Origin of the sequence: Massilia mucilaginosa (assembly GCF_011682145.1) — a bacterium.
Taxonomy (GTDB): domain Bacteria; phylum Pseudomonadota; class Gammaproteobacteria; order Burkholderiales; family Burkholderiaceae_D; genus Telluria_A; species Telluria_A mucilaginosa.
Genome location: NZ_WHJH01000026.1, coordinates 62,057 through 83,770, shown reverse-complemented (window position 1 = coordinate 83,770; position 21,714 = coordinate 62,057). Strand labels below are relative to the sequence as shown.

General features: G+C 63.9%; 25 protein-coding genes and 1 pseudogene. 17 read left to right on the top strand and 9 right to left on the bottom strand.

What is annotated here, in order from left to right:
• Positions 1-168: 168 nt before the first annotated feature.
• A complete protein-coding gene (locus F2P45_RS37040) occupies positions 169-984 on the top strand; it encodes an RHS repeat-associated core domain-containing protein (RefSeq protein ID WP_370663287.1) in 816 nt (271 codons plus the stop codon).
• A gap of 14 nt (positions 985-998) precedes the next feature.
• Positions 999-1,364 carry a DUF6968 family protein gene (locus F2P45_RS20020; RefSeq protein ID WP_166879036.1) on the top strand — a complete coding sequence of 122 codons (366 nt, stop codon included), beginning with the start codon at positions 999-1,001 and terminating at the stop codon, positions 1,362-1,364.
• A 244-nt stretch (positions 1,365-1,608) separates the two neighbouring features.
• On the opposite strand, the gene F2P45_RS20015 is transcribed toward F2P45_RS20020, so the two are convergent.
• The 4 genes and pseudogenes from F2P45_RS20015 to F2P45_RS20000 form a co-directional block, all read right to left on the bottom strand.
• Positions 1,609-1,821: an AlpA family transcriptional regulator gene (locus F2P45_RS20015; protein WP_166879071.1), complete on the bottom strand. Its 213-nt coding sequence runs from the start codon at positions 1,819-1,821 to the stop codon at positions 1,609-1,611.
• Between the two features lie 75 nt (positions 1,822-1,896).
• Positions 1,897-2,139: pseudogene (locus F2P45_RS20010) on the bottom strand (tyrosine-type recombinase/integrase); the annotation flags it as partial.
• A gap of 37 nt (positions 2,140-2,176) precedes the next feature.
• Positions 2,177-2,818, bottom strand: coding sequence for a uridine kinase (gene udk, locus F2P45_RS20005; RefSeq protein WP_166879033.1), 642 nt, complete (start codon positions 2,816-2,818; stop codon positions 2,177-2,179).
• A gap of 73 nt (positions 2,819-2,891) precedes the next feature.
• Complete coding sequence (locus tag F2P45_RS20000) at positions 2,892-3,389, bottom strand: hypothetical protein (RefSeq protein WP_370663286.1); 498 nt, start codon at positions 3,387-3,389, stop codon at positions 2,892-2,894.
• A gap of 110 nt (positions 3,390-3,499) precedes the next feature.
• Between F2P45_RS20000 and F2P45_RS19995 the strand changes: the two genes are divergently transcribed.
• Positions 3,500-4,039: a PEP-CTERM sorting domain-containing protein gene (locus F2P45_RS19995; RefSeq protein WP_166879030.1), complete on the top strand. Its 540-nt coding sequence runs from the start codon at positions 3,500-3,502 to the stop codon at positions 4,037-4,039.
• Positions 4,040-4,287: 248 nt separating this feature from the next.
• A complete protein-coding gene (locus F2P45_RS19990) occupies positions 4,288-4,773 on the top strand; it encodes a VOC family protein (protein WP_166879066.1) in 486 nt (161 codons plus the stop codon).
• A 9-nt stretch (positions 4,774-4,782) separates the two neighbouring features.
• Here F2P45_RS19990 and F2P45_RS19985 read toward each other — a convergent pair whose 3' ends face one another.
• Positions 4,783-5,913 (bottom strand): acyltransferase family protein, encoded by a 1,131-nt coding sequence (locus tag F2P45_RS19985; RefSeq protein ID WP_166879027.1) that lies wholly within the window; start codon positions 5,911-5,913, stop codon positions 4,783-4,785.
• 164 nt (positions 5,914-6,077) lie between these two features.
• Positions 6,078-6,539: a cupin domain-containing protein gene (locus F2P45_RS19980; RefSeq protein ID WP_166879024.1), complete on the bottom strand. Its 462-nt coding sequence runs from the start codon at positions 6,537-6,539 to the stop codon at positions 6,078-6,080.
• A 163-nt stretch (positions 6,540-6,702) separates the two neighbouring features.
• On the opposite strand from F2P45_RS19980, the gene F2P45_RS19975 reads away from it, so the two are divergent.
• Positions 6,703-7,407, top strand: coding sequence for a Sir2 family NAD-dependent protein deacetylase (locus F2P45_RS19975; RefSeq protein ID WP_166879021.1), 705 nt, complete (start codon positions 6,703-6,705; stop codon positions 7,405-7,407).
• A 26-nt stretch (positions 7,408-7,433) separates the two neighbouring features.
• Positions 7,434-8,189: an ATP-grasp domain-containing protein gene (locus F2P45_RS19970; protein WP_166879018.1), complete on the top strand. Its 756-nt coding sequence runs from the start codon at positions 7,434-7,436 to the stop codon at positions 8,187-8,189.
• A gap of 60 nt (positions 8,190-8,249) precedes the next feature.
• Here the strand turns inward: F2P45_RS19970 and F2P45_RS19965 are convergent, their stop codons facing one another.
• On the bottom strand, positions 8,250-8,618 hold the full coding sequence (locus F2P45_RS19965) for a hypothetical protein (protein ID WP_166879015.1): 369 nt from the start codon (positions 8,616-8,618) through the stop codon (positions 8,250-8,252).
• 292 nt (positions 8,619-8,910) lie between these two features.
• Here F2P45_RS19965 and F2P45_RS19960 point away from each other — a divergent pair, with 292 nt between their 5' ends.
• From F2P45_RS19960 to F2P45_RS19930, 7 genes are all read left to right on the top strand, one after another.
• Positions 8,911-9,957: an OmpA family protein gene (locus F2P45_RS19960; protein ID WP_166879013.1), complete on the top strand. Its 1,047-nt coding sequence runs from the start codon at positions 8,911-8,913 to the stop codon at positions 9,955-9,957.
• Positions 9,958-10,104: 147 nt separating this feature from the next.
• Positions 10,105-11,160, top strand: coding sequence for an OmpA family protein (locus tag F2P45_RS19955; RefSeq protein WP_166879010.1), 1,056 nt, complete (start codon positions 10,105-10,107; stop codon positions 11,158-11,160).
• 144 nt (positions 11,161-11,304) lie between these two features.
• Complete coding sequence (locus F2P45_RS19950; protein WP_166879007.1) at positions 11,305-12,366, top strand: OmpA family protein; 1,062 nt, start codon at positions 11,305-11,307, stop codon at positions 12,364-12,366.
• 1 nt (position 12,367) lies between these two features.
• The gene (locus F2P45_RS19945; protein ID WP_166879004.1) at positions 12,368-12,976 is read left to right on the top strand and encodes a hypothetical protein; all 609 of its coding nucleotides are present in this window, start codon (positions 12,368-12,370) and stop codon (positions 12,974-12,976) included.
• Positions 12,977-13,183: 207 nt separating this feature from the next.
• Entirely contained in the window at positions 13,184-13,948 is a 765-nt protein-coding gene (locus tag F2P45_RS19940) for an OBAP family protein (RefSeq protein WP_229505184.1), read from the top strand.
• 176 nt (positions 13,949-14,124) lie between these two features.
• Entirely contained in the window at positions 14,125-14,613 is a 489-nt protein-coding gene (locus F2P45_RS19935) for a hypothetical protein (protein ID WP_166879003.1), read from the top strand.
• Positions 14,614-14,762: 149 nt separating this feature from the next.
• Complete coding sequence (locus tag F2P45_RS19930; RefSeq protein ID WP_166879001.1) at positions 14,763-15,176, top strand: hypothetical protein; 414 nt, start codon at positions 14,763-14,765, stop codon at positions 15,174-15,176.
• 12 nt (positions 15,177-15,188) lie between these two features.
• Here F2P45_RS19930 and F2P45_RS19925 read toward each other — a convergent pair whose 3' ends face one another.
• Positions 15,189-16,388, bottom strand: a complete 1,200-nt coding sequence (locus tag F2P45_RS19925; protein ID WP_187367195.1) for an MFS transporter — start codon at positions 16,386-16,388, stop codon at positions 15,189-15,191.
• 101 nt (positions 16,389-16,489) lie between these two features.
• On the opposite strand from F2P45_RS19925, the gene F2P45_RS19920 reads away from it, so the two are divergent.
• The 3 genes from F2P45_RS19920 to F2P45_RS19910 all read left to right on the top strand — a co-directional run bounded on the left by F2P45_RS19920 (position 16,490) and on the right by F2P45_RS19910 (position 18,346).
• Positions 16,490-16,945: a winged helix-turn-helix transcriptional regulator gene (locus tag F2P45_RS19920; protein WP_166878997.1), complete on the top strand. Its 456-nt coding sequence runs from the start codon at positions 16,490-16,492 to the stop codon at positions 16,943-16,945.
• A gap of 223 nt (positions 16,946-17,168) precedes the next feature.
• On the top strand, positions 17,169-17,702 hold the full coding sequence (locus tag F2P45_RS19915; protein WP_166878995.1) for a PAAR domain-containing protein: 534 nt from the start codon (positions 17,169-17,171) through the stop codon (positions 17,700-17,702).
• Between the two features lie 8 nt (positions 17,703-17,710).
• On the top strand, positions 17,711-18,346 hold the full coding sequence (locus F2P45_RS19910) for a lysozyme family protein (RefSeq protein WP_229505183.1): 636 nt from the start codon (positions 17,711-17,713) through the stop codon (positions 18,344-18,346).
• 37 nt (positions 18,347-18,383) lie between these two features.
• Here F2P45_RS19910 and F2P45_RS19905 read toward each other — a convergent pair whose 3' ends face one another.
• The gene (locus F2P45_RS19905; protein ID WP_223164792.1) at positions 18,384-19,331 is read right to left on the bottom strand and encodes an SMP-30/gluconolactonase/LRE family protein; all 948 of its coding nucleotides are present in this window, start codon (positions 19,329-19,331) and stop codon (positions 18,384-18,386) included.
• 101 nt (positions 19,332-19,432) lie between these two features.
• On the opposite strand from F2P45_RS19905, the gene F2P45_RS19900 reads away from it, so the two are divergent.
• Positions 19,433-21,697 carry an NHL repeat-containing protein gene (locus tag F2P45_RS19900; protein ID WP_166878993.1) on the top strand — a complete coding sequence of 755 codons (2,265 nt, stop codon included), beginning with the start codon at positions 19,433-19,435 and terminating at the stop codon, positions 21,695-21,697.
• Positions 21,698-21,714 lie beyond the last annotated feature (17 nt).

Below are 21,714 nucleotides of genomic sequence, written 5' to 3'. Positions count from 1 at the left end.
TGTTGAGGAAGGAGCAAACGAACGGAGCGGCTTCCCGGCGCTTTGTGACAGCCTACACCTATGGCAGCACGAGCAGCGCCGTGGGCCACGTGACCTCGATGACCTACCCCAGCGGCAATCGCATCGACATTACCTACGACAGCAATGGGAAACCGTCGGCCCTGGGCCGTGGTCAAACCGCGTGCCAGCGGTGCAGAAGAAAATGCATACTACGTCTATGCCGATCATCTGGCGACAGCCCGGGTCATCACGCGCGGCAGCGACAACAAGATGGTGTGGCGCTGGGACGGCGCAAATCCGTTCGGCGAGGACCAGCCCGACGAAAACCCGAACCGCGCAGGAAACTTCGCCTACAACCTGCGTTTTCCCGGACAATATTATGATCGAGAGACGAATCTTCATTACAACTATTATCGAGACTTCGATCCGCAGACTGGACGGTATGTGCAATCCGACCCGATTGGGCTTGCTGGTGGAATCAATACGTACGGTTACGTTCTCGGAAATCCGGTCTCATACGTCGACCCATCGGGTCTGCTAGTACCGGCACCAGGCGTTGTTACATGGGCCGGCTCAGCGGCTGGCACTACAACCGCAGCGGCAGGCGCCAGCGTTGCGGCAGCTGGTGCCGTAGGTGTGGGTATTGGCCTCGGCTTTAATTCTGCGTGGGAGCATTTTGCTGGCCAGCCCTTTGGCACCAGCATTTATGACTGGACCCACCCAGACGATCCGGAAATGAGCGAGAGGTCTAAGGAACGAGCTCGTAAGAAATTCGCTTCAGTCGCTGCAGCAAATGTTATCGCTAAAGCGCAAGGGAGAAATCAGCCACACCCAGACGACGACGAATGTGATAAACAAGAAAAGAGGGACGAGATGCTCTGCGACCAATTGCGAGGCCCCGCTCGGCGTTCTTGTTATGCAAAAGCTGCACGCGACGCTGCCGACTGTCGTGATCGTCGTGATCGGTTAGCCTGCAAAAAATAACTAAGGAGTTTGCTATGAAAAATGAAATATTGGAAGTAATCGCGGAGCGCGAGTTAAGCCTGACCTTGGAAGACGGGAGCGTCACGTCCATTATCGTTAAAATTGGCAAACCGCAGCCTTTCGCGGGCTCAGATGCCTTTCGTTGCCATTTTCAATTCCTAGGATTGCATAACGACAGAATTCGTTACGCAGAAGGAGACGATACCATGCAGGCGCTTATTCTAGCTTTAACAAAAATTGGGTCACAGCTGTACACATCGCCGGAATTTAGGTCGATGCGATTGACGTCATTGGGCGAGCGAAACCTAGGGTTTCCGCTATTCGTGATTGAAAATCAGTCAGTAGAGGTGCCCGACCCTATTGGCTTGCTACAATTATGAGATGAGCAAAATGGAGCTCAGGGTCCAACAAACGGCATTCATTTCAAAACAGTAGACAAGTGAGTGCCGAGCTTGGCCCACGCATCGCGTTTCTCGTCGGCATAGTCGTGGTGCAGCTAATGCCGGCGCACTTTGCTGCCAGGCATACTGTGGTCCTGGCCGCAAGTGAGGATATCAAGCGCGATGCCGCACTCTGCACTTACGTAGGTCGAGGTCAAAGTGCCGATGTGTCGCTAGGCCTATGTTACTGACCAGTAGCTTGCTTACCGGGTGTTTGGCGAGCCAGCATGCCACGTTCGATCCAGGCGTCTATTTCCGATTCGACCCATCCAATGGCTTTTCCTCCTAAGCTGATCGATGCAGGAAAGCGTCCGCTCGTCGCCATCCTGTAGAGGGTAGCGCGGGCGAGTCCGGTTTTGCCGATTACTTCAGGGAGGCGGATGATACGGTGATTCATGACTCGATTCCTTTCGTGTTTAGGCGCCCGAAATTGCTCGGGCACATCATTAGGAATCGTTCGATTTTTTCCGTAACAAAAGTTCGCCCAATCACGCATGAGCAGCACACGTTTGTCGAGCAACGTCCCGCGCCTGTAGGCGGCCTCGACTTTATCCGGCAGCTTATGCGCCAGCGCGTGTGCGCATACTTCACGCGGGTATGAATTGCCGACCGCCTCCGCGCACCAGTCGCGAAACGTCGACCGGAAGCCGTGCACGGTAATGTCGTCGCGCTTCAAGCGCCGGAGCACTGCCGTGAGGCTCATGTCAGACAGCGGGCGATCTTCTCGCTGACCAGGGACGCGCGCCGTTAAATCAATGCCGCTTCAACTGGCCGATAACGCTCGCCACCTTGGTGGTAATCATATCGACTGCCGGTCCATTCGCGCCATGCGGAATGATGACATCGGCGTAGCGCTTGGTTGGCTCGATGAATTGCTTATGCATCGGGCGCACGGTGTCCAGATACTGGCCGACGACGCTTTCCACCGAGCGGCCGCGTTCTGTAATATCCCGCTGCATGCGGCGAATGAAGCGGATGTCGGAGGCGGTGTCGACAAAGATCTTGAGCGACATCATGTCGCGCAAGTCGGCGTCATACAAGGCGAACAGGCCCTCGATCACGATGACCGGGGCTGGCTTGACTGGAATGGTCCTGTCGGAGCGGTTATCGATCGTGAAGTCATATTCCGGCATCGCGATCGCTTCGCCATTGCACAAGGCCTGGACGTGCTGTACCAGCAATGGCCAATCGAAGGCCTGCGGATGGTCGTAATTCTGCTGGCGGCGCACTTCAGGGGTAAGGTGGGTCTGGTCACAGTAGTAATCGTCCTGCATCACGACCGAGACCATATCGGCGCCAAAGGAAGCCAGCACTTGCTGGGACACGGTTGACTTGCCACTGCCGCTTCCGCCAGCGACACCAATTACAAATGGAGGGGAAGATATCTTATTCATGCCGAATGATACCGGAAGCGCGACCGATCGGACAGGGAGTCGCCCGGGCTGGCTGCGCTTGTGTTGGGAGAAGCTAGTTCGGCGGGGCCGGGGCGGCGGGCGGTGCCGCGAGCTGGGGCATGGGAATGGTGATGATGATTGGTGCAGGCTGCACCAGTGCCGGTGATGGCGGTTTTTCTGTCATTTTCGACACGGTGAACAGGGCGCCAACGCTGGCGAGGTTAACGGCGATCACCCACTTGACGATGTCCGTCATTCCTTTGTGCATTTCGGCGCGCATTTTTTCCATCTCTGCGCGCACCTCCGCCCTGTGCCTGGCCATCTCGCCGCGCAGTTCCACGAACTCGGCGCGCAGATCGGCGAACTCGGCGCGCAGATCGGCGAAGCCGGTCTTGATGCTCGTGTCGAAGTTCGCCAGGCGTGCGTCGACCTTCGCTTCACCGGCGACAAGCTTGGCGTCGATTTCCTGGCGGGTGAGGTCAGTCATGCGGCTATCATCAGGACAGCGTGGGTCATTGTCAACCGCGTTCATCAAACTTTGGCGTCGATTCGGATCCGGTAATTTTTCCACCGGATTGTTTTAGAAATATTTCTATCGGTGTCAAAAAGTTACAAATCAAGCGCCGCGAATTAACTTTCTGATAAGATGCCTACTCCTATCATGTTATCAAAAAGGTCTGCATGTTCATGGAATTGGCGAGTTGCGCCGCCCTCACACTATGCGCCCTGACCGCGAATGCGGCCGATCAGACGTATGAATGGTCCTTCCAGGGCTTTACTGAAAAACACAGCGATGTTTTTGATCCTGACGTCAAGATATCGGGACAGTTCGTCGTGAACGATCTGAATCAGGATGGCAATTTCGATCTGACCGAACTGAAATCCTTCACCTACGACACACTTGCCCATGTGCCGTGTGCGAATATCGGGAATATCACCTGCGCTGTGTCGACGTTTTCGTATAATCCCGCCGGTGCCCTGTCCTTCAACTACGAGCTCCGGGAAACTGGCAGCTGGTCCGGGACGCATTTCTTTATCAACACGGGCGCGAACTGGGGCAGCGCGTTCTGGACGGGAACAGACGGACAGGACTATGGACACTATTGGGCGCCCGAGACAGTCATGACGGTGACCGCGGTACCTGAACCTCACAGCTACCTCATGCTCGGTGCGGGCCTGTTGTCGCTGGCCGCGTTCACCCGGCGGCGCAACCGCAAGTAAGCTTCACGGACAACGGCAACTGAACAGCGGCGCATGCCTGGCTTGCACAGGCGCCAGCTTGCCGGTCAATGCTGCGCGTCGTTGAGGGCACGCGTGACGTGCCTGGCCCCGCAGGCAAGTACTTGCGGGCGCTATTGACGAATCCCGGTCAGCGCTTTAGTCTCACCGAGCGACCGATGTCTCCTTGGATGCCGTCGTTCGTTTCGCGGCAATCGCTGCCGGTGTTCAACTTTTCGGGAGGGCACGCAATGACCAGCAAGAACACGATCTGCCTGTGGTACGACGGCGACGCTGTCGACGCCGCAAACTTTTACGCAGAAACATTTCCCGACAGTGCAGTCCAGGCTGTCCACCGCGCACCGGGCGACTATCCGGATGGCAAACAAGGCGACGTCCTCACGGTCGAGTTCACGGTCGCCGGCATTGCCTGCCTCGGGCTCAACGGCGGCCCGCATTTCAAGCACAACGAATCGTTCTCGTTCATGATCGCCACCGACGACCAGGCCGAAACCGACCGCCTGTGGAACGCCATCGTCAGCAATGGCGGACAGGAAAGCGAATGCGGCTGGTGCAAGGACCGCTGGGGATTGTCCTGGCAGATCGCTCCGCGCGCGCTCACCGCAGCCGTATTCGGCCCCGATCCGGCCGCGGCCAAGCGCGCGTTCGATGCGATGATGACGATGAAAAAAATCGATATCGCCATGATCGAACGGGCAGCGCTGGGCCGGGATTGACCGGCGCGACTAGATGAATGCGGTGCGCGGCGAAGGCGCCGTGGTGGACGACTGCAACATTCGGCCCAGCGGAAGCTCGACCCAGCGGTAAAATGCCGCGCCCGCTAACAGGCTGGCAGCCCAAGCCGCCAGCATGCCGAGCGCCTGATAGTGCGGCGTGGGCGGCACGAACTGGGCAAACGCCGCATTCATCACCAGGCAGACCGGAAAGTGGATCAGGAAAACCGAATAGGAAATCTGCGCCAGGCGATTGACGGCGGACATGCCCCAGTACGACGTCGATCCGATGCGCGCGCGGCCGAACAGGAACAGGATGCACGTCACCACCAGCGCCACCGCGATGCGCAGGCGGAAATCGAGTACCAGCGCGGCCAGGGTCGGCACCAGGATCATCGCCACCAGCAGCGCCACCGCGCGCGGCCGCCGTTTCGGATCGCTCGCCAGCCAGGCCATGATGCCCAGTCCATAGCTGCCAAAAAAATACGGCGCCCACTCGTCCCAGCCGGGATCGCGGTTGAAGTACAGCAAAGACGTGCTGACCCCGACGACGACCACGGCAGGCATCAGCCAGCGCCGTAGCGCGCTGCCGGGAAAACGTCCGCACAGCCAGACCAGCAAGGCCGCCACCGCGTACAACTGGAAATCGATCGCCACATACCAGGCCCCCGCCGACAGGGAATCGTAACCGAGCACGCCCTGCAGCAGCAGCGCATGCGCGGCCAGCTGCATGAAATCGGGTGGGGCGGAGATGGAATCGTGCGTCATCCACCGGTTCGCCAGGGCCGACGCGGCAACGGCGCACAGCATCGCCACCATAAACGGCGGCACCAGCTTGGCATAGCGCCGCCACACCGTTCCCAGCGGATTGATCACGCCGGGCTGGCCTTGCGGGAACAGGGATTTAGCGACGAGAAATCCACCGATGACGAGGAAGACTTGCACCGCGATGCGCGCGAAGGAACCGAGCCAATCGATCACATCCGGCATCAGTGGCCGCGCATAGTCGGCCATGGGGCCGTAAAAGGCCAGGTGATGCAGCACGATCAACTGTGCCGCGATGACTTTCAACAGATTGATGAGTCCAAACTGCGCCGGGGCAGTTGCCTTGGCCCCGGGTACTTTTTCTGCAACGACAGACATCCAAACCTCTTCCAATAGCGCGACCGCGCATGCTGCGCAACGGTCGATATCAACCATCCATGAGCGATGGTTGATGATGACAATTTGCCATCATAGCCTATGCGGTCGGAATATGGCGTATGGATGAGTTACCGGATGTTACGCGGCCGACGCCATGGGTGCTGTCAATAGGGACTCGCGGCGGGTTCTCCGGCAGCGGTCATCCACAGATCGTCGGGCAGCGCGCGGTCGCGGTGGCACACCCGGTCGTGGTCGGGATAGGTGATCCGGTCGACTGGCGCACGGGTGCCGACCACCAGGCAGCGCGTAGGCGAGGCGCTGCGGTTCCACAAACAATGGCCGAGCGCGACGCCGGCGCGAAAGGTGGCCGCGTCGCCGGGCTTGAGGATGGTTTCGGCATCGCCTTCGACCAGCGTCACATGGCCTTCCAGGACGTACACCATTTCATCCTCGGCGCTGTGCCAGTGCTTGATCGAAGAACGCGTGCCAGGTTGCAGCACTTCCACGAAGGCGCCGAACTGCGTCAGTCCGCCGGCCTCCGAAATCCAGAGCGTCAGGTTCGGCTCGGCCTGCCCCTCGGCGCAGCCTTCCTCCTTGATGAATCCATCCGGCGTGAGCGCAGCCATGCGTGTACTCCTCTTGTCAGTGATGAGACGGTGGAGCATTCTTGAATGCGGGCGCGATGGCGCCTGCGCAGGGCTTGATTCTACGCCGGGTGGGGCAGGCGGCAGCAAGCTTGCCGGCCTTGTTCTGCTAGACTCTGCTGCCAGCAACGCTTGATTGAATCGTATGAAACCAGAGGTCCAGCCAAACAAGATCGTGGTCCTGTCCGGTGCCGGCATCAGTGCCGAGAGCGGCCTGCCGACTTTTCGGGATTCGAACGGGCTATGGAATAACTTCTCCTTGCAGGACGTGGCAACGCCGGAAGGATGGAAAGCGAACCCGGAAGCCGTCCTCGCGTTTTACAACGAGCGGCGCGCGAGGGCGTCTGAGGCCGAGCCCAATGTGGCGCATGAGGCCATCGCGGCGCTCGACGAAGCGTACGAGGTGGTCGTCATTACCCAGAACGTCGATGATCTGCACGAACGCGCGGGATCGCGCACGGTGATCCATCTGCACGGTCAACTTGCATACGCGCGCGGGACCTCGACCGCGCCCAAGCGCTATCGGATCGATGCGGCGCCGATTTCGCTCGGCCAGTTGTGCGAGGACGGGACGCAGCTGCGTCCCGACATCGTCTGGTTCGGCGAGGACGTCCAGCACATGGACGAGGCGCGCCGGCATGCCGCCAGCGCCGCCAGGGTATTGGTGGTTGGTACATCGCTGTCGGTTTTCCCGGCAGCCTCGCTGGTGAAGGCGGCGCGCGGGCGCGCCGAAAAGGTCATCAATTGTCTGGACATACAGCGCGTCCCGTTCGGCTTTACGTTCATGTCAGGTAAAGCGACCGGGATCGTCCCGCCGCTGGTTCGACGATGGCTGGACCAAGCCGGCTAACGACATCAACCTCTCATCGGATTCCTATGCACTGGGTCATTCAACAAAGTATTTTCAAGCCGGGCAATTACCAGTTGCTGGTCAATGCGCTCGGTACGCTGGGCATTGCCCATACGGCGGTGGCGATTCCCAACGGGACCGTCGACCTGGTTCCCGATGTGAACCTGGAAGGGAAGGTTTACGTCTGCGGCGCCATCAAGCTGGCCAGGATCGCGCGCGACAAGGGCTGGGTTCCCGGCAGTTTTTTGAACGAGAATTTCAAGTTCGATATCTGGCTCGCGCAACTCGGTGCCGAACTGCTGAACCACGACATCGAATCGGGCGCCCTGGCGAACGTGCGCACGGCGCACCTGGCCAAGTTCTTCATTCGCCCGGCCGAAGACAACAAGGCCTTCGACGGCATGCTCATGGACAGCGCAACCATCGCCGACTGGCGGCGCGATCCGGCCAAAGCGCATCTGCAGCAGATGGACGTCATCGTCTCGCCGGTCAAGGCGATTTATCGGGAGTACCGCCTGTTCATCGTCAACCGCAAAGTGGTGACCGGCTCGGTGTACCGGATCGGCGGCCGCGCGGAGATTTCGCCCGACGTCGAAGACGATGTCCTCGACTATGCCCGCAGCGTGATCGGCAAATGGACCCCGGCCGAGTCGTTCGTCATGGATGTCTGCCTCACGCAAGACGGCTTGAAAGTCATCGAATTCAATAACATCAACAGCTCGGGGTTTTACGCCATCAACGTGCCCAAATATGTCGACGCGATGCAAACGCACTATGGATAAGCCGCATCAGCGATGAACAAGCGCGCTTCAAAGGCCGATCAATAGCACCGGCCTGTCCGGTCATGCGCGCACGCTGGCCAGGAAATCGGCCACGCTGCCTTTTTTCAGAATCAGGCTGGAAGCGGCCGCATACGGATCGAAGCGGCGTTCCATGCCGCCCGCCAGCGGCACGCGCACGCTGATGCGCTCGCCATCGACCTGCACCGACGCGTCGGCCGTATCGGCCAGGTAGTGCGAAATGAAGGCCCCGGCCAGCCCGACGAAGAACCCCAGGTCCTCGCGCCCGACCGGCTGCGCCTGCAGCCACTGGCTGAACGGCGCGCGCAGCGCCTCCAGGTCGAGCGGTTCGCCCGGCGCCTGCAGGCCGGCCTGGGTCAGCACGGCATCGAGCATCGGGCGGGCTTCTTCGAGAACTTTGTACGGATCCATGTTTGTCATGTGAGGGGGGGAGCGGGCCGGCGGCCGCGCGTTCGGGGCGTCATCATACCATCGACGCGGCGCCGCGCAGGGCCCGGCCAACCGGCCACGGCGCCGGCCGAAGCACCAAGGCGGCGCGCCAAGGCGAGGCGCCAAGGCGAGGCGGTAAAACGCTGCCGTGATTACCGATTGCGCCGCATCAGCGCGCGTGTATGATTGGCTTGCTTTTATGAAATTGTTGTACTTTTCCCTGCATCGCCAGGCCGATCCCCTTCTATTTCGACTGCCCGCCATGATCAAACACTTGAACGTCCTTTGCTTGTCGATCCCGCTCGCCTTCGCCATCGCCGGATGCAAGCCCAAAGAACCGGTGGAGGCGCCGCCGGCACCGCCGCCAAGTGCCGCGGCCCCGGTGGCGCCGCCGCCCGCCGCGCCGGCTGCGGCGCCCGCAACGGCGCCGCCGGCCGCCGTCAGCGATGCCGCCGATGTCGATCTCGACAAGATCGCCGTGATCGCCAAGCCGATGCCGCCGTTCCCGTTTGTCGATTATCCCGAGAATATCGTCAAAGAGAAGCAGACCACCAAGGCGTCCGATTTCGACCAGCTGCACCTGATTGTGGGTAACAAGATCGTCGCCGTCGAAGGACGCTTCCGGACGATTGCGTTCGAACTGGCCGACGCCGGCATTTCGCGCTTCCAGGCCCAGCGCGATTACGCCAGGGCGGCCACCGACATGGGCGGCGTCAAGGTCAACGCCAGCGTGCCGAAGGATGACGCGTTCCAGAAGGTCAGCGGCGCGTTCAACGACGCCATGCGGGAGAAACTGAATTATCCAGGGGAGAATTACAGCTACGAGAGCTACTATTTTCCGACGCCAGGCGGGCGCAAATGGATGTTGATCATGGCCAGCCAAGAAAAGTTGCGCGTCACCTCCATCGAAGAAAAACAAAGCGCATCGGTGGTCAAGATGGTGACCGCCGCCGTCATGAAGTCCGAACTCGACACCAAAGGCCGCGTCGCGCTGTACATCAACTTCGATACCGACAAGGCGGCCATCCGCCCGGACGGCAAACCGGCGGTCGACGAAATCGCCGCGCTGATGAAGAAGGAAACGGCGCTGCGCCTGTCGATCGAAGGCCACACCGACAACGTCGGCGACAAGGCCCGCAACCTGAGCTTGTCGCGCGAGCGGGCGCAGGCGGTGGTGCAGGCCCTGGTGGGCGATGGTATCGACGGCGCCCGCCTGAGCGCCGCCGGCCACGGCGCCGACAAGCCGCTTACCGACAACGGCAGCGAAGAGGGCCGTGCGAAAAACCGCCGCGTCGAGCTGGTCAAGGTCGTCAAAGGATGAGCGCCGCCATTCGCGGGCAAGCGGTAAAACCGCGCTGCGATTACCGGTTGCGTTATCTCATCTGCAATATATGATGACCTTGCTTTTCTGTAATCGTTCACCATTTCCCTGCAGCGCCAGGCCCATTCCTTTCTGAGATTGCACGACATGACCAAACAACTCAACGCCGCACTTTGCCTGTCGATGTCGCTGGCCTTTGCCATTGCCGGATGCAAGCCGAAGGCGCCCGTCGCGCCGGCCGAAGCGCCGGTCGCCAGCGCGCCCGCTGCCGAGGCGCCTGTCGCACCGGCCGAGCCCGCCGCGACGCCTGCGCCCGCCGCTGCCGCCAACGCCGCCGATGTCGACCTCGACAAGATCGCCGTTGTCACCAAGCCGCTGCCGCCATTTCCGTTCGTCGATTATCCCGAGAAGGTCATCAAAGAGAAGCAGAGCACGGAGCAATCGGATTTCGACCAGGTTTACCTGGTGGTCGGTAACAAGGCGCGTCCCGTCGAAGGGCGGGTGCGGACGATCGAGTTCTATTTGTCCGACGCCGGGATTTCGCAATTCCAGGCGCAGCGCGACTATGCCAAGGCATTCATGGACATGGGGGGCGTGAAGGTCAATACCATCGAACCGAATGACAATGCGTTCGACGAGGCCAATGCCGGCAAAGGCTATGAGCTGCGAGGGAAAATGGGCTATTGGCATGAGAGCTTCAACCACGAAACGTATTTCTTGCCGACCCCGACCGGCCGCAGATGGATGGTGTTGATGGGCAACGAATCCGCCATGCGCGTGCTTGTCGTCGAAGAAAAACAGGCGGCATCGTCGCTGAAAGCGGTGAGCGCCGCCGTCATGAAATCCGAACTCGACACCAAGGGCCGGGTCGCGCTGTACATCAACTTCGATACCGACAAGGCGGCCATCCGCGCTGACGGCAAACCGGCGGTCGACGAAATCGCCGCACTGATGAAGAAGGAAACAGCGCTGCGCCTGTCCATCGAAGGCCACACGGACAACCTCGGCGACAAGGCCCGCAACGCTACCTTGTCGCGCGAACGGGCGCAGGCGGTGGTGCAGTCGCTGCTAGGCGACGGCATCGACGGCGCCCGCCTCGTCGCCGCCGGCCACGGCGCCGACAAGCCGCTCACCGACAACGGCAGCGAAGAGGGCCGTGCGAAAAACCGCCGCGTCGAGCTGGTCAAGGTGGTCAAAGGCTGAGCGCCAGCGTGAACCGGTAAAACGCCGTCGCGATTACCGGTTGAGATACATCATCCGCACGCTATGATGAACTTGTTTTAATGTAATTGTTTTACCTGATCCTGCAGCGCCAGGCCGATCCCTTTCTTACTCTAAATCACTGCCATGACCAAACAACTCAACGCTGCCCTTTGCCTGTCGATCTCGCTTGCCTTTGCGATCACCGGATGCAAACCGAAAACGCCGGCCGCCCCGGCGGAAGCACCGGTGGCCAGCGCACCGGTCGCGCAGGCGCCGGCAGCGCCAGTGCCTGCGCCTGCGCCTGCGCCAGCGGCGGCGACGCCAGCGACCGCCGAGGCCATCGCCGATCTCGATAAAATCGCGGTCATCAGCAAGCCGCTGCCGCCGTTCCCGTTCATCGATTATCCGGACACCGTCCCCGAGACGCGCCAGCGCACCAACGAATCCGACTTCGACCAGTTGCACATATTGGTTGGCAACAAGGTGCACACCATCGAAGGCCGTTTCCGCAAGTCCGCGTTCGATTTGTCGGATGCCAAGATTTCGCGATTCCAGGCCCAGCGCGATTATTCCAAGGCGGCCCAGGAGCTGGGCGGGGTCAAGGTCAATACCGTCACTCCCGACGAGGATGCGTTCGACAAGGCCAATGACGACAAAGGCTATGAGCTGCGCAAGAAACTCGACTATCCGGGTTCGAACTACAGCTATGAAGCGTATTTCCTGCCGACCCCGACCGGCCGCAAATGGCTGGTGCTGATGGTCAACGACAGCAGCGTGCGCATGCTTGCCGTCGAAGAAAAGCAAACTGCCTCGTCGGTGAAGATGGTGACCTCCGCCGTCATGCAGTCCGAGCTTGAGAGCAAGGGCCACATCGCGCTGTACATCAATTTCGATACCGACAAGGCCGCCATTCGCCCCGACGGCAAGCCGGCGGTCGATGAGATCGCCGCGCTGATGAAGAAGCAAACCGCGCTGCACCTGTCGGTCGAAGGCCACACCGACAACGTCGGCGACCAGGCCCGCAACAAGGCCTTGTCGCGCGAGCGCGCGCAGGCGGTGGTGCAGGCCCTGGTCGGCGACGGCATCGACGGCACGCGCCTCGTCGCCGCCGGTCACGGTTCGGAAAAACCGCTCACCGATAACAACAGCGACGAGTCCCGTGCGAAGAACCGCCGTGTCGAACTGGTCAAGGTGGTGAAGGGATAAGATGCACACTATTTCTTACGACGCGTTCGAGGACTGGGTCAGGCGCCAGCCGCCGCCCGTGTGCGAGCGGGCGTTTTTCAACGACGCCGACCCGGACGACGAAGAGCAGGTACGTTTTCACCAGGGCGACCTGGAGATCGATACGCTGATGGTCGCTCCGGTCACCGTCATCGACGGCAACCTGACCGTGCGCGACATCGACTATGCGTACGACACCGGCCTGCTCGTCGTGTCCGGTAACGTCATCTGCCAGCACCTGGGGCGCATGAACATCGATGTCGTCGTCGGCGGCGACCTGCACGTAAAAACACTGTGCCTCAATACCCTCAACGATTACTGCCTGTTCGTCGGCGGCGACCTGCACTGCGACTTTCTGTCGGAGTACGGCGCGTACGTCAACGTGCGCGGCAAGATCGTCTGTCCCACCGTACTGTCGCTGATGAACGAGATTGTCGCCCACGGCGGCGTGCAGGGCCGCTTCATCGATGCGCGCGGGGGCGTCCCGCTCGGCCAGGTGCTGATCGACGCGGTCCTGATGCCGGATGGCACGCTCGACGAAGAAAAACTGCAGGCTTTGGTGCGTGGCGGCGCCTCGCCTTTCGTATCCTGAGCGACCCGCGGTTTGCCCCGGTGGATGTGCACATCCAGCGGGGCAAGGAAGAGGCTGGCGTACTGGTTTGCCGGCGCTGCAAAGTATCTCCGGCATCAACCGTGTCACGCCCGTAACGCGTGGCGCAAAGTGCGGCGCTGGGCTACCGTATCGGTGAACCGGCGGCGCCGGATCGTCCGCGCCGTCCCACTTTTCGGGAGCTGTTCCATGACACGCACGCCTCTTTCCATGATGATGGCAGCGCTGCTGCTATCGCTATCCCCGGCCTGGGCGCAAGAAAAAGTCGCGCCGCCGCAATCGCCGCCCGGCGCCGACAAGGCGCCCAGGACCCGCGCCCTCGAAGCGGGCGCCAAACTCTTGCAAAGCAACAGCCCGTTCGCCGGGTTCGATATCTACCTGGTGGGCTTCCATCCCATGAAGGACCATCCCGAGCACCAGATGGAAGCGCACCATTACTGCCACCAGATGAACGAAGATTTCGCCCAGTGCGTCCTGTTCGACAGCAACACCAGAAAAGCCAATATGCACGGCGTCGAGTACATCATTTCCGAGACCCTGTTCGAGACCTTGCCCGCCGAAGAAAAGACATTCTGGCATCCGCACAACGGCGAAATCCTCAGCGGCCAGCTGATGGCGCCCGGCATTCCCAAGGTGGCTGAAAAAGCGCTGATGAAAGCCAAGATGAATAGCTACGGCAAAACCTGGCATGTCTGGAACACCGGCCACATGGGCCAGCCCAAGGACAAGTTGCCGATGGGCATGCCGATGCTGGCCTGGTCCTTCAACCGTGACGGCGAAGCGCAGCCCGGCCTGGTCGAAGAGCGCGACCGCCGCATGAAGCTCGACACCGCCGCAACGCGCAAGTACCGTGCCGACCTGGCCAAGATGGCCAGGCCGCAATCGGGCGTGGACGAGCTCAAGGGCAAGTTCGCCCGCCCCACGCGCGACGTCCCCGGCGTCACTAACAAATAGCCGCGCCGCAGGCCGCATGCGCGGCGGGTGAGGGCCGGACATCTCCTACATGCAATGGGCAAGTTGGCCGATGGGCCGGGGGTGGAACAGGGCGCTAGGATACGACTCACTGGCTGCGCGCTTCGTGAAGGACGCGCGCCGCTCTTATCCACCGCAACATGCAAAGGAGCTGCGACATGAACAAACTTCCTCTGGTAAAGAATGTAGCGTGTATCTTGCTGGCAGCAATGTCGCTGGCGGCGTGCAAGAACGACGGTGCGGGCCCGGGCGCCGGCAGCGACGCTGCGCCATCGGCCACCGTGGCCGGTAGCGGGGCCGGCAACAGCACCACCGGCGCCACCGGCGGCACGGCGACCTCGACCACGGCAGGCAATGACAGCGGCGCCGCCACCACGCCGGGCGTCACCGGCGGCAACAGCGGGGCGGCCGGCAGCACGGCCACCGGCACCAGCGGCATGGCCGGCAGCACTGCAACGGGTACCAGCGGCGCGGCCGGCAGCACTGCCACCGGCGGCAGCGGTGGGACTGCGGGCACCACCGGAACAGGCATGACCGGGCCGACTGGCACGACCTCGATGACCGGCAGCGACGGCGCTGCCGGGGCCAACAGCACCGACACCGGTACCCGGGGCACCGCCGGCACCACGCGTCCGCCCGGCCAGTAAACGCAGGCCGCGCTGCCGGCCGTCCGCTGGCGGCGTGCCGGCGGGGGCGTCGCGCAAGGGACGGGCAGCGTGGCCGCATGCCCTATACTGGCACGGTCATCCACGCCGTCGCACCCGCGCAGGCGGGTGCCCAGGTTCCCTGCTGAATCATGGCCAGTTCCCCAACGCCGCCCGAGCCACCCGATCCTTTCAAAGACTTGAAGGACCGGCTGGACTGGCACGGCGGCCTGATTCGCGAAGCCGCCGTGCGCGAATGCGGCACGCTGTCCGATCCGCGCATCCTGCCCTTGCTGATCCCCCGGCTCAACGACTGGGTACCCCAGGTGCGCGATGGCGCGCGCGAGGCGATGCTGTCCCTGGTCGAGCGCGTTCCCACCTCCGCCTCGCTCGCCATCCTGGCGCGCGTGCGGCATCTGCTCAATGCCGGCCGGACCGATCACCGCCCCTGGGTCGATGCCTACGAAAAGGCATTGATCCGGGTCAGCGGCGTGCCCGCCTTGCTCGAAGGCGTGCAAGACGCCGCCATGCTGGCCGACTTTGCCCGGCGCCTCGGGACGTCGTAGGAAGCGGCCCCGTCAGGCCGGCGTCCAGCGCAAGCTGAGCGCCCAGAACAGCCCGGCCAGCGCGCTCACGCCGGCGCCGAGCAGGCACACGCCGGTCCAGCCGGCGGCCGCATACATGGCGGTGGCCGCCAGCGCCCCGGCGCCGCTGCCGACCGCATAGAACAGCATGTAGCAGCCCACCAGCCGGCTGTGCGCGTCCGGGCGGCTGCGGAAGATCATGCTCTGGTTGAGCACCTGGATCGCCTGCGCGCCGATATCGAGCAGCACGATGCCCAGTCCGAGCAGCCAGAGCGAGCGGTGCAGCAAGCCGAGCGGCAGCCAGGCCAGCACCAGCAGGCCCAGCGCGATGCCGGTGGCGCGCTGTCCGAGCCCGCGGTCGGCCCAGCTGCCCGCCTTGCCGGCCGCCAGCGCCCCGGCCACGCCCACCAGGCCGAAGGCGCCGATGGCGGTGTGCGACAGCGCATACGGCGCCGCGCTCAGCGGCAGCACCAGCGCGCTCCAGAAAATGCTGAACGCCGCGAACATCAGCAGCGCGATCATGCCCCGGATCCGCAGCATCCGTTCGTGCCGCAGCAAGTCCAGCATCGACAGCAGCAGCGCGCCGTACGACAAGCCCGAACGCGCGCGCGCCTGCGCCGGCAGCGCCGTCCACAACAGGCCCGCCAGCGCCAGCATGGTGGCCGCCGACAGCAGATACACCCAGCGCCAGCCGGCCGCATCGGCCACCAGTCCCGCCAGCACGCGCGCCAGCAGCAGGCCGATGACGACGCCGCCTTGCGCCGCGCCGACCACGCGCCCGCGCTCGGACGCATCGGCCGCGCTGGCGGCCGTCGCGATCAAGCCCTGCGTCATGGCGGTGCCGAGCAGGCCGACGGCCAGCATGGCGGCCAGCAGCAGCGGCGCCTGGCGCGCCATCGCCACGCACACCAGCGCCAGCGCCAGCAGCAGGGCCTGGACCAGCATCAGGCGGCGCCGGTCGAGCCGGTCGCCGAGCGGCACCAGCAGCAGCAAGGCCAGGATGCTGCCGGCCTGGGTGGCCGTGATCACGCCGCCGACGGCCGCCGGGCTGATCGCGAAGTCGGCCGCCAGCGAACCGAGCAGGGGCTGGGCGTAGTACACATTCGCGACGCTCAGGCCGCTGCCGCAAGCAAACAGCGCGACCAGCCGGGGCGGCACGCGCGGCGCCGCAGCGGCGCCGGGGAAGGGTTGCATCATGGTTATCCTAAACTGGTTGCAAATCGAAACTAGTTGAAGTGTAGAGATTCTGGTTTTAAAATGCAACTAGTTAACGCTGAAGAAGGGAATCCGCAACGATGGCCAAACGTAAAAGCATGAAAGCCGACGCCTGCCCGGTGGCGCGCTCGCTCGATGCGATCGGCGAGCGCTGGTGCCTGCTGGTGGTGCGCGACGCCTTCGACGGCGCGCGCCGCTTCGGCGACTTCCAGCGCCGCCTCGGAGTGGCGCGCAATATCCTGGCCGACCGCCTGCGCGTGCTGGTGGAGGAGGGCGTGCTGGCCGTGCAGCCGGCGGCCGACGGCACGGCCTATCAGGAATACGTCCTGACCGCCAAAGGCGAGAGCCTGTTCCCGCTGATCGTGGCGCTGCGCCAGTGGGGCGAGCGGCAGCTGTTCGCCGAGGGCGAAGCGCACTCGCAGCTGGTTGACAGGCAGAGCGGACAGGCCCTGGCGCCCATGCTGCCGCGCGCCGCCGACGGCCGCCTGCTGGAGCCCGCCGACACGCTCGTCAACAAGCTGGCGGACATCCCTTGACAGGAGGTGCTGTCACCCTGTTCAAGCTAGCTAGCAATGGTTTGATTGATCGATATCAAGCTCGCAAGCGCCTCGAAAAGTAACCTTGGCGTATGTCAGGCGCCCCGGTGCCGCTAACGCCAGCTTGTTGATACCGTCGCAAAGGAAGAGCCATGAAACTGATCTCCCACCCCGTCGTTCCCGCCGAATCCGGGCGCCATTGCGCCCTGCGGAGCCTGGCGCAATGAGGCGCTACACCATCACCCTCGGCGCCACCACCAGCGCCGGCGGAAGGGTCGTCTCGGCCAGCGGCAGCGGCTGCATCAACGGCGTGCCCATCGCACTCGAGGGCGACCTGGTGGCCTGTCCCGCATGCAAGGCGACCGGGCGCATCATGTGCGTCGGCCCGCGCATTCCCGAAATGTCCGACGGCAAGCACGTCGCGCTCGAAAACGATCTGTGCAGCTGCCGCTGCTCGCCCTTGCCCAAGCTGCTGCCGGTGCAGATGATGCGCAGCCAGGTGCTCAAGGATACCGGGCGCGCCCTGTCCGACAGCGACAGCCGGCCGTCGCGCGCCTTGCGGGATGCGCCGCGCGGACCGAGCTTCAACGAGCGCTTCGTGCTGCTCGACGAAGAAACGGGCGACCCGCTGGTGCACAAGGAATACGCCGTGGTGCGCGCCAGCGGCCAGCTCGAATTCGGCACCTCCGACCGCAACGGCTACACCCACTTGCTGTCGACCACGGCGATGGCCGAATCGGTCGAACTCTTTGTCTAGGAAGCAGCATGTGCGCCACCCTCATTTCGCCGTCCGGCGCCGTCCTGCACCACCGCGCGCGCCTGAGCACCACGCCGGCCGAGGAGGCCGAAGCCAAGACGGTGCGCATCCGCCTGGAAAAAGCGTGCCGGCTTGAAGAAAACCGGATCTACCTGAAACAGCCCAACATCCGGGCGTTCCTGCGCGCGATGTGCCACTGCCTGGGCGGCGGCGTCGATTTTCTCGACGGCGCGATTCGCGGCCGGCGCAACGACCCGTGGCGCTTCACCGATTTTTCCACCCATCCCGGACCCGGCCACAACGGCACCTGTACAGCCGCCGGCCTGTACCGCATCACGCGCGAACTATGGCAAGAGGTCGGCGCGCGCATGGACCTGGCCGACTTTTGCGCCGAAACGCAGGAACTGATCGCGGTCGACGTGCTGCGCGGACTGGGCGTGCTGGGGAAAATCCAGGCCGGCGATATCGACGCCAGCCTTGCGGCGGCAGCGGCCATCTGGCCGGGGCTGCCCAGGACGCCGGGCAGCCTGGCGCGCTTTGCGGCGCCGGACGCGGCTTACGAGAGTTTTGTGCACAAGTACGGCGAATGCGGCGGCACCATCCAGCCGCCGGCCGAACAAGGGTTGCCGCCAGCGCGCCGCTAGGACGCCGGGCGGCGCGGGCCTGGCGTTGTCGTGATCGTTACTGCGCCGGCCTGGCGGCGCCAGCCTGGCGCTGCTGCCATTCCAGTCCCGGACGCGCCACCCGGAACTGCAGCAACTGTCCATTCTCCACTTCGGTCACATACGCCGTGCGCCCGTCCGGGCCGCCGAAGCTGATATTGCTCGGCTTCTTGCCCGGCAGGGAAATTTCGGCCAGGGTGCGGCCGTCGGGCGAGAGCTTGACCACCGTGCCCTTGCCGATGCGCGTGATGTACAGATTGCCGTCGACATCGACCCGCATTCCGTCGAGCCCGTGATCGGAAAAACTGGCGATGCGGCGCTTGCCGCCGAGCGTGCCATCGGGCGCGATGGTGAACGCCCAGACCATGCGCTGCACGCTCTCGTTCACGTACAGGGTGCGCCCGTCCGGGCTGACGTCGATGCCGTTGGCGGTGCCGAGCTGGTCGGCCGCCAGCGTTACTTTGCCGTCGCGCTCGATGCGCCACACGCGACCTGTACTCTTCTTCCAGTCCGGATCGCTCGCATAGATGACCCCGGCGGCCGTGATGGCCAGGTCGTTCGGCTGGCTCATGGCGTCCTCGCGCGCGTGGATGGCAATGGCGCCGCTGGCCGGATCGATCCGGTAGATCGTGTGTTCGACATAATCGGCCACGTACATCGCACCGTCCGGCCCGAAGCGGATGCCGTTGGCCACGCTGGTGCCGGGCAGGGTCGCGAACACCTCGGCCTCGCCGTTCGGCTTGACCTTGCCGATGGTTTGCTGGCGCGCAAAATTGACCGCGTACACATTGCCGGCCGCATCGACGGCGGGGCCTTCCACGCCGAAGGTGAACGATTTCGGCGCGGTCAGGGCGCTGGCCACGTGCAAGCGTTCCAGGGTGGCCGGAGGCGCGCCGGCGGCCAGTGCGGGTCCCGCCTGGCAGGCGGCAAAGGCCAGCGCGCACGCCAGCCGGGTCGAGGTCATCATGGAAACTCCGTTCGGAAAATTGCCGGTCATCCGGCCGGCACCTAGTGTACTTGATGATGAGGTAAGCTTCGTGTTTTGATAATGCTGAGCGGGTGACAAGTTTGAACGGAAAATACACGAAGCCGCTGCTGATCGCGGCAGCCATTGGCGCCATTGGCGCCATCGGCGCGGGCGGCGCCTGGTACGCGCTGCACGGCGGCGCGCAGCCGTCGGTGGCCAGGGTGGCGGCCATGGTCGGCATCAAACCGCGGCCGACCGTGCTGGGCTGGCCGGTCAGCATCGGCACCGTGGCCGGCAACGGCAGCGCCGGCTTTGCCGATGGCGGCGCGGCGCAGGCGCGCTTTTCCGACCCCTTCGGCATGGTGATCGACCGCGACGGCAACCTGTTCGTGGCCGACGCCGGCGACAACAACCGCATCCGCAAAATCACGCCCGAGGGACTGGTCTCGACCCTGGCTGGCGGCAAGGAAGGCTTTGCCGACGGCACCGGCGGCGGCGCCGCGTTCCACACCCCGTCCGGCATGGCCATCGATGCCGCCGGCAACCTGTATGTCGCCGATACCGGCAACAACGCGATTCGCAAAGTCACCCCGCAAGGCGTGGTCAGCACCCTGGCCGGCGGCGGCGTGCCAGGCTACCTGGACGGCAAGGCCGACGTCGCCATGTTCAACGGGCCGGTTGGCGTCGCGGTCGACAAGGCCGGCGTGGTGTACGTGGCCGACACCTACAACGACCGCATCCGCGCCATCGGGCCGGACGGCATGGTGCGCACCATCGCAGGCAGTGCGCCCGGCTACGTGGACGGCCTGGCCGGCGCCGCGCAGTTCGACACGCCGACCTCGGTCGTGGTCGACGCCAAAGGCAACCTGTACGTGGCCGACACCAGCAACGGCGCGGTGCGCAAGCTGGCGCCGGACGGCCAGGTCAGCACCGTGGCGATAGCGCCGGACAACGCCGAAAAACCGCTGCTGCGGCGCCCGGTCGCGCTGGCGCTCACGCATGACGGCTTTCTGTACGTGGGCGACATCTGGCGCGGGCGCATCCTGCAGCTCAGTCCCGACGGCGTCTTGCAGGGCCTGACCGGGATCGGCGTCGATATCGAGATCGGCGACGCGCAATCGGTGCGCTTGAGCCGGCCGAGTGCCATCGCGCTCGACCGCGCGGGCGGGCTGTATGTCAGCGACGCCGTCAGGCGCACCGTGCACCGGGTCTCGCCGCGCGCCGACGGTGCAAGCGCGGTGCTGGCGCCCAAGGCGGCGCCGGTCGCCACGGCCGCCGCGCCGGCCGATGTGGCGGGTGCCGCGCCGGTCGCCGCGCCGGCTACCGCGTCGGCTACCGCGTCGGCTACCGTGCCGGTTCCTGTGCCCGCATCGCGGCCGGCGGCGGCCGGGAATTTCCCGTGGCCGTTCAAGCCGCAGGACCAGCGCCACGAAGTGGTCGGCACCATCGGCGAAGTGCGCGGCAGCTACAACGGCGAAAGCCGCCACCACTTCCACAGCGGCCTCGATGTGCAGGCCGACATGGGCGTGCCGGTGCTGGCGGTGGCCGACGAAAAGGTCAGCAGCCCCGTGCCCAACTGGGCCTTCGGGGAGGTGGGCGAAGGCATGAGCATCGACAGCATGGCCTACATCCACATGCGGGTCGGGCGCACCCTCAAGGACGCGCCGCTCGACCCGGCGCGCTTCATCATGCTCGATAACGAGAAAGGCAAGCCGGAGCGCATGCGCGTGCGGCGCGGCACGCGCTTTCATGTCGGCGACGCGCTGGGCACGGTCAACCGCATGTACCACGTGCACCTGGTGTACCAGCCGGGCGGGGTGGAAGCCAATCCGATGGTGCTGCCGTTCACGGGTTTTAGCGACCAGGTGGCGCCGCGCATCGACAAAATCGGGCTGGTCGACGCGGCCGGCAGCGCGCTGGCGCGCAAACCGGGCAAGCGCGTGATGGTGGCGCGCGGCGCCGGGCCGCTGGGGATCGTGGTCGATGCCTACGACCAGGCCGACGGCAACGCCGCGCGGCGCAAGCTCGGTTTGTACAAGGTCGGTTACCAGGTCTTGCAGGCGGACGGCACGCCGGTGGCCGGCTTCGGCAAGCCGCTGGTCAACATCGAATTCAACAAGCTGCCGCCGGATCCGGAAAGCGTCAAGCTGGCGTATGCCGACAACAGCGGCATCACCGTGTATGGCAGCGCGACGACGCGCTTCCTGTACGTGGTGACCAACACCGTGCGCGACGGCGTGGCCAAAACCGGAGGCTGGGACCCGGCCGCGCTGGCGCCGGGCGACTACGTGATCCGCATCTTCGCGGCCGACTATGCCGGCAATGAAGCGCTGAGCGGACGCGACCTGCCGATCACGGTGGAATGAGGGGGGAGGGCCGGCGT

What these genes read in the sequence shown, in the direction of transcription:
- F2P45_RS19970 (WP_166879018.1), top strand. Translation starts at nt 7,434, where the DNA reads ATGCACTGGGTCATTCAACAAAGTATTTTCAAGCCGGGCAATTACCAG.
- F2P45_RS19905 (WP_223164792.1), bottom strand. Translation starts at nt 19,331, where the DNA reads ATGATGACCTCGACCCGGCTGGCGTGCGCGCTGGCCTTTGCCGCCTGC.
- F2P45_RS20020 (WP_166879036.1), top strand. Translation starts at nt 999, where the DNA reads ATGAAAAATGAAATATTGGAAGTAATCGCGGAGCGCGAGTTAAGCCTG.
- F2P45_RS19910 (WP_229505183.1), top strand. Translation starts at nt 17,711, where the DNA reads ATGTGCGCCACCCTCATTTCGCCGTCCGGCGCCGTCCTGCACCACCGC.
- F2P45_RS19955 (WP_166879010.1), top strand. Translation starts at nt 10,105, where the DNA reads ATGACCAAACAACTCAACGCCGCACTTTGCCTGTCGATGTCGCTGGCC.
- F2P45_RS19965 (WP_166879015.1), bottom strand. Translation starts at nt 8,618, where the DNA reads ATGGATCCGTACAAAGTTCTCGAAGAAGCCCGCCCGATGCTCGATGCC.
- F2P45_RS19925 (WP_187367195.1), bottom strand. Translation starts at nt 16,388, where the DNA reads ATGCAACCCTTCCCCGGCGCCGCTGCGGCGCCGCGCGTGCCGCCCCGG.
- udk (WP_166879033.1), bottom strand. Translation starts at nt 2,818, where the DNA reads ATGAATAAGATATCTTCCCCTCCATTTGTAATTGGTGTCGCTGGCGGA.
- F2P45_RS19985 (WP_166879027.1), bottom strand. Translation starts at nt 5,913, where the DNA reads ATGTCTGTCGTTGCAGAAAAAGTACCCGGGGCCAAGGCAACTGCCCCG.
- F2P45_RS19930 (WP_166879001.1), top strand. Translation starts at nt 14,763, where the DNA reads ATGGCCAGTTCCCCAACGCCGCCCGAGCCACCCGATCCTTTCAAAGAC.
- F2P45_RS19950 (WP_166879007.1), top strand. Translation starts at nt 11,305, where the DNA reads ATGACCAAACAACTCAACGCTGCCCTTTGCCTGTCGATCTCGCTTGCC.
- F2P45_RS19920 (WP_166878997.1), top strand. Translation starts at nt 16,490, where the DNA reads ATGGCCAAACGTAAAAGCATGAAAGCCGACGCCTGCCCGGTGGCGCGC.
- F2P45_RS19995 (WP_166879030.1), top strand. Translation starts at nt 3,500, where the DNA reads ATGTTCATGGAATTGGCGAGTTGCGCCGCCCTCACACTATGCGCCCTG.
- F2P45_RS20015 (WP_166879071.1), bottom strand. Translation starts at nt 1,821, where the DNA reads ATGAATCACCGTATCATCCGCCTCCCTGAAGTAATCGGCAAAACCGGA.
- F2P45_RS19935 (WP_166879003.1), top strand. Translation starts at nt 14,125, where the DNA reads ATGAACAAACTTCCTCTGGTAAAGAATGTAGCGTGTATCTTGCTGGCA.
- F2P45_RS19975 (WP_166879021.1), top strand. Translation starts at nt 6,703, where the DNA reads ATGAAACCAGAGGTCCAGCCAAACAAGATCGTGGTCCTGTCCGGTGCC.
- F2P45_RS19980 (WP_166879024.1), bottom strand. Translation starts at nt 6,539, where the DNA reads ATGGCTGCGCTCACGCCGGATGGATTCATCAAGGAGGAAGGCTGCGCC.
- F2P45_RS19915 (WP_166878995.1), top strand. Translation starts at nt 17,169, where the DNA reads ATGAGGCGCTACACCATCACCCTCGGCGCCACCACCAGCGCCGGCGGA.
- F2P45_RS19990 (WP_166879066.1), top strand. Translation starts at nt 4,288, where the DNA reads ATGACCAGCAAGAACACGATCTGCCTGTGGTACGACGGCGACGCTGTC.
- F2P45_RS19945 (WP_166879004.1), top strand. Translation starts at nt 12,368, where the DNA reads ATGCACACTATTTCTTACGACGCGTTCGAGGACTGGGTCAGGCGCCAG.
- F2P45_RS19940 (WP_229505184.1), top strand. Translation starts at nt 13,184, where the DNA reads ATGACACGCACGCCTCTTTCCATGATGATGGCAGCGCTGCTGCTATCG.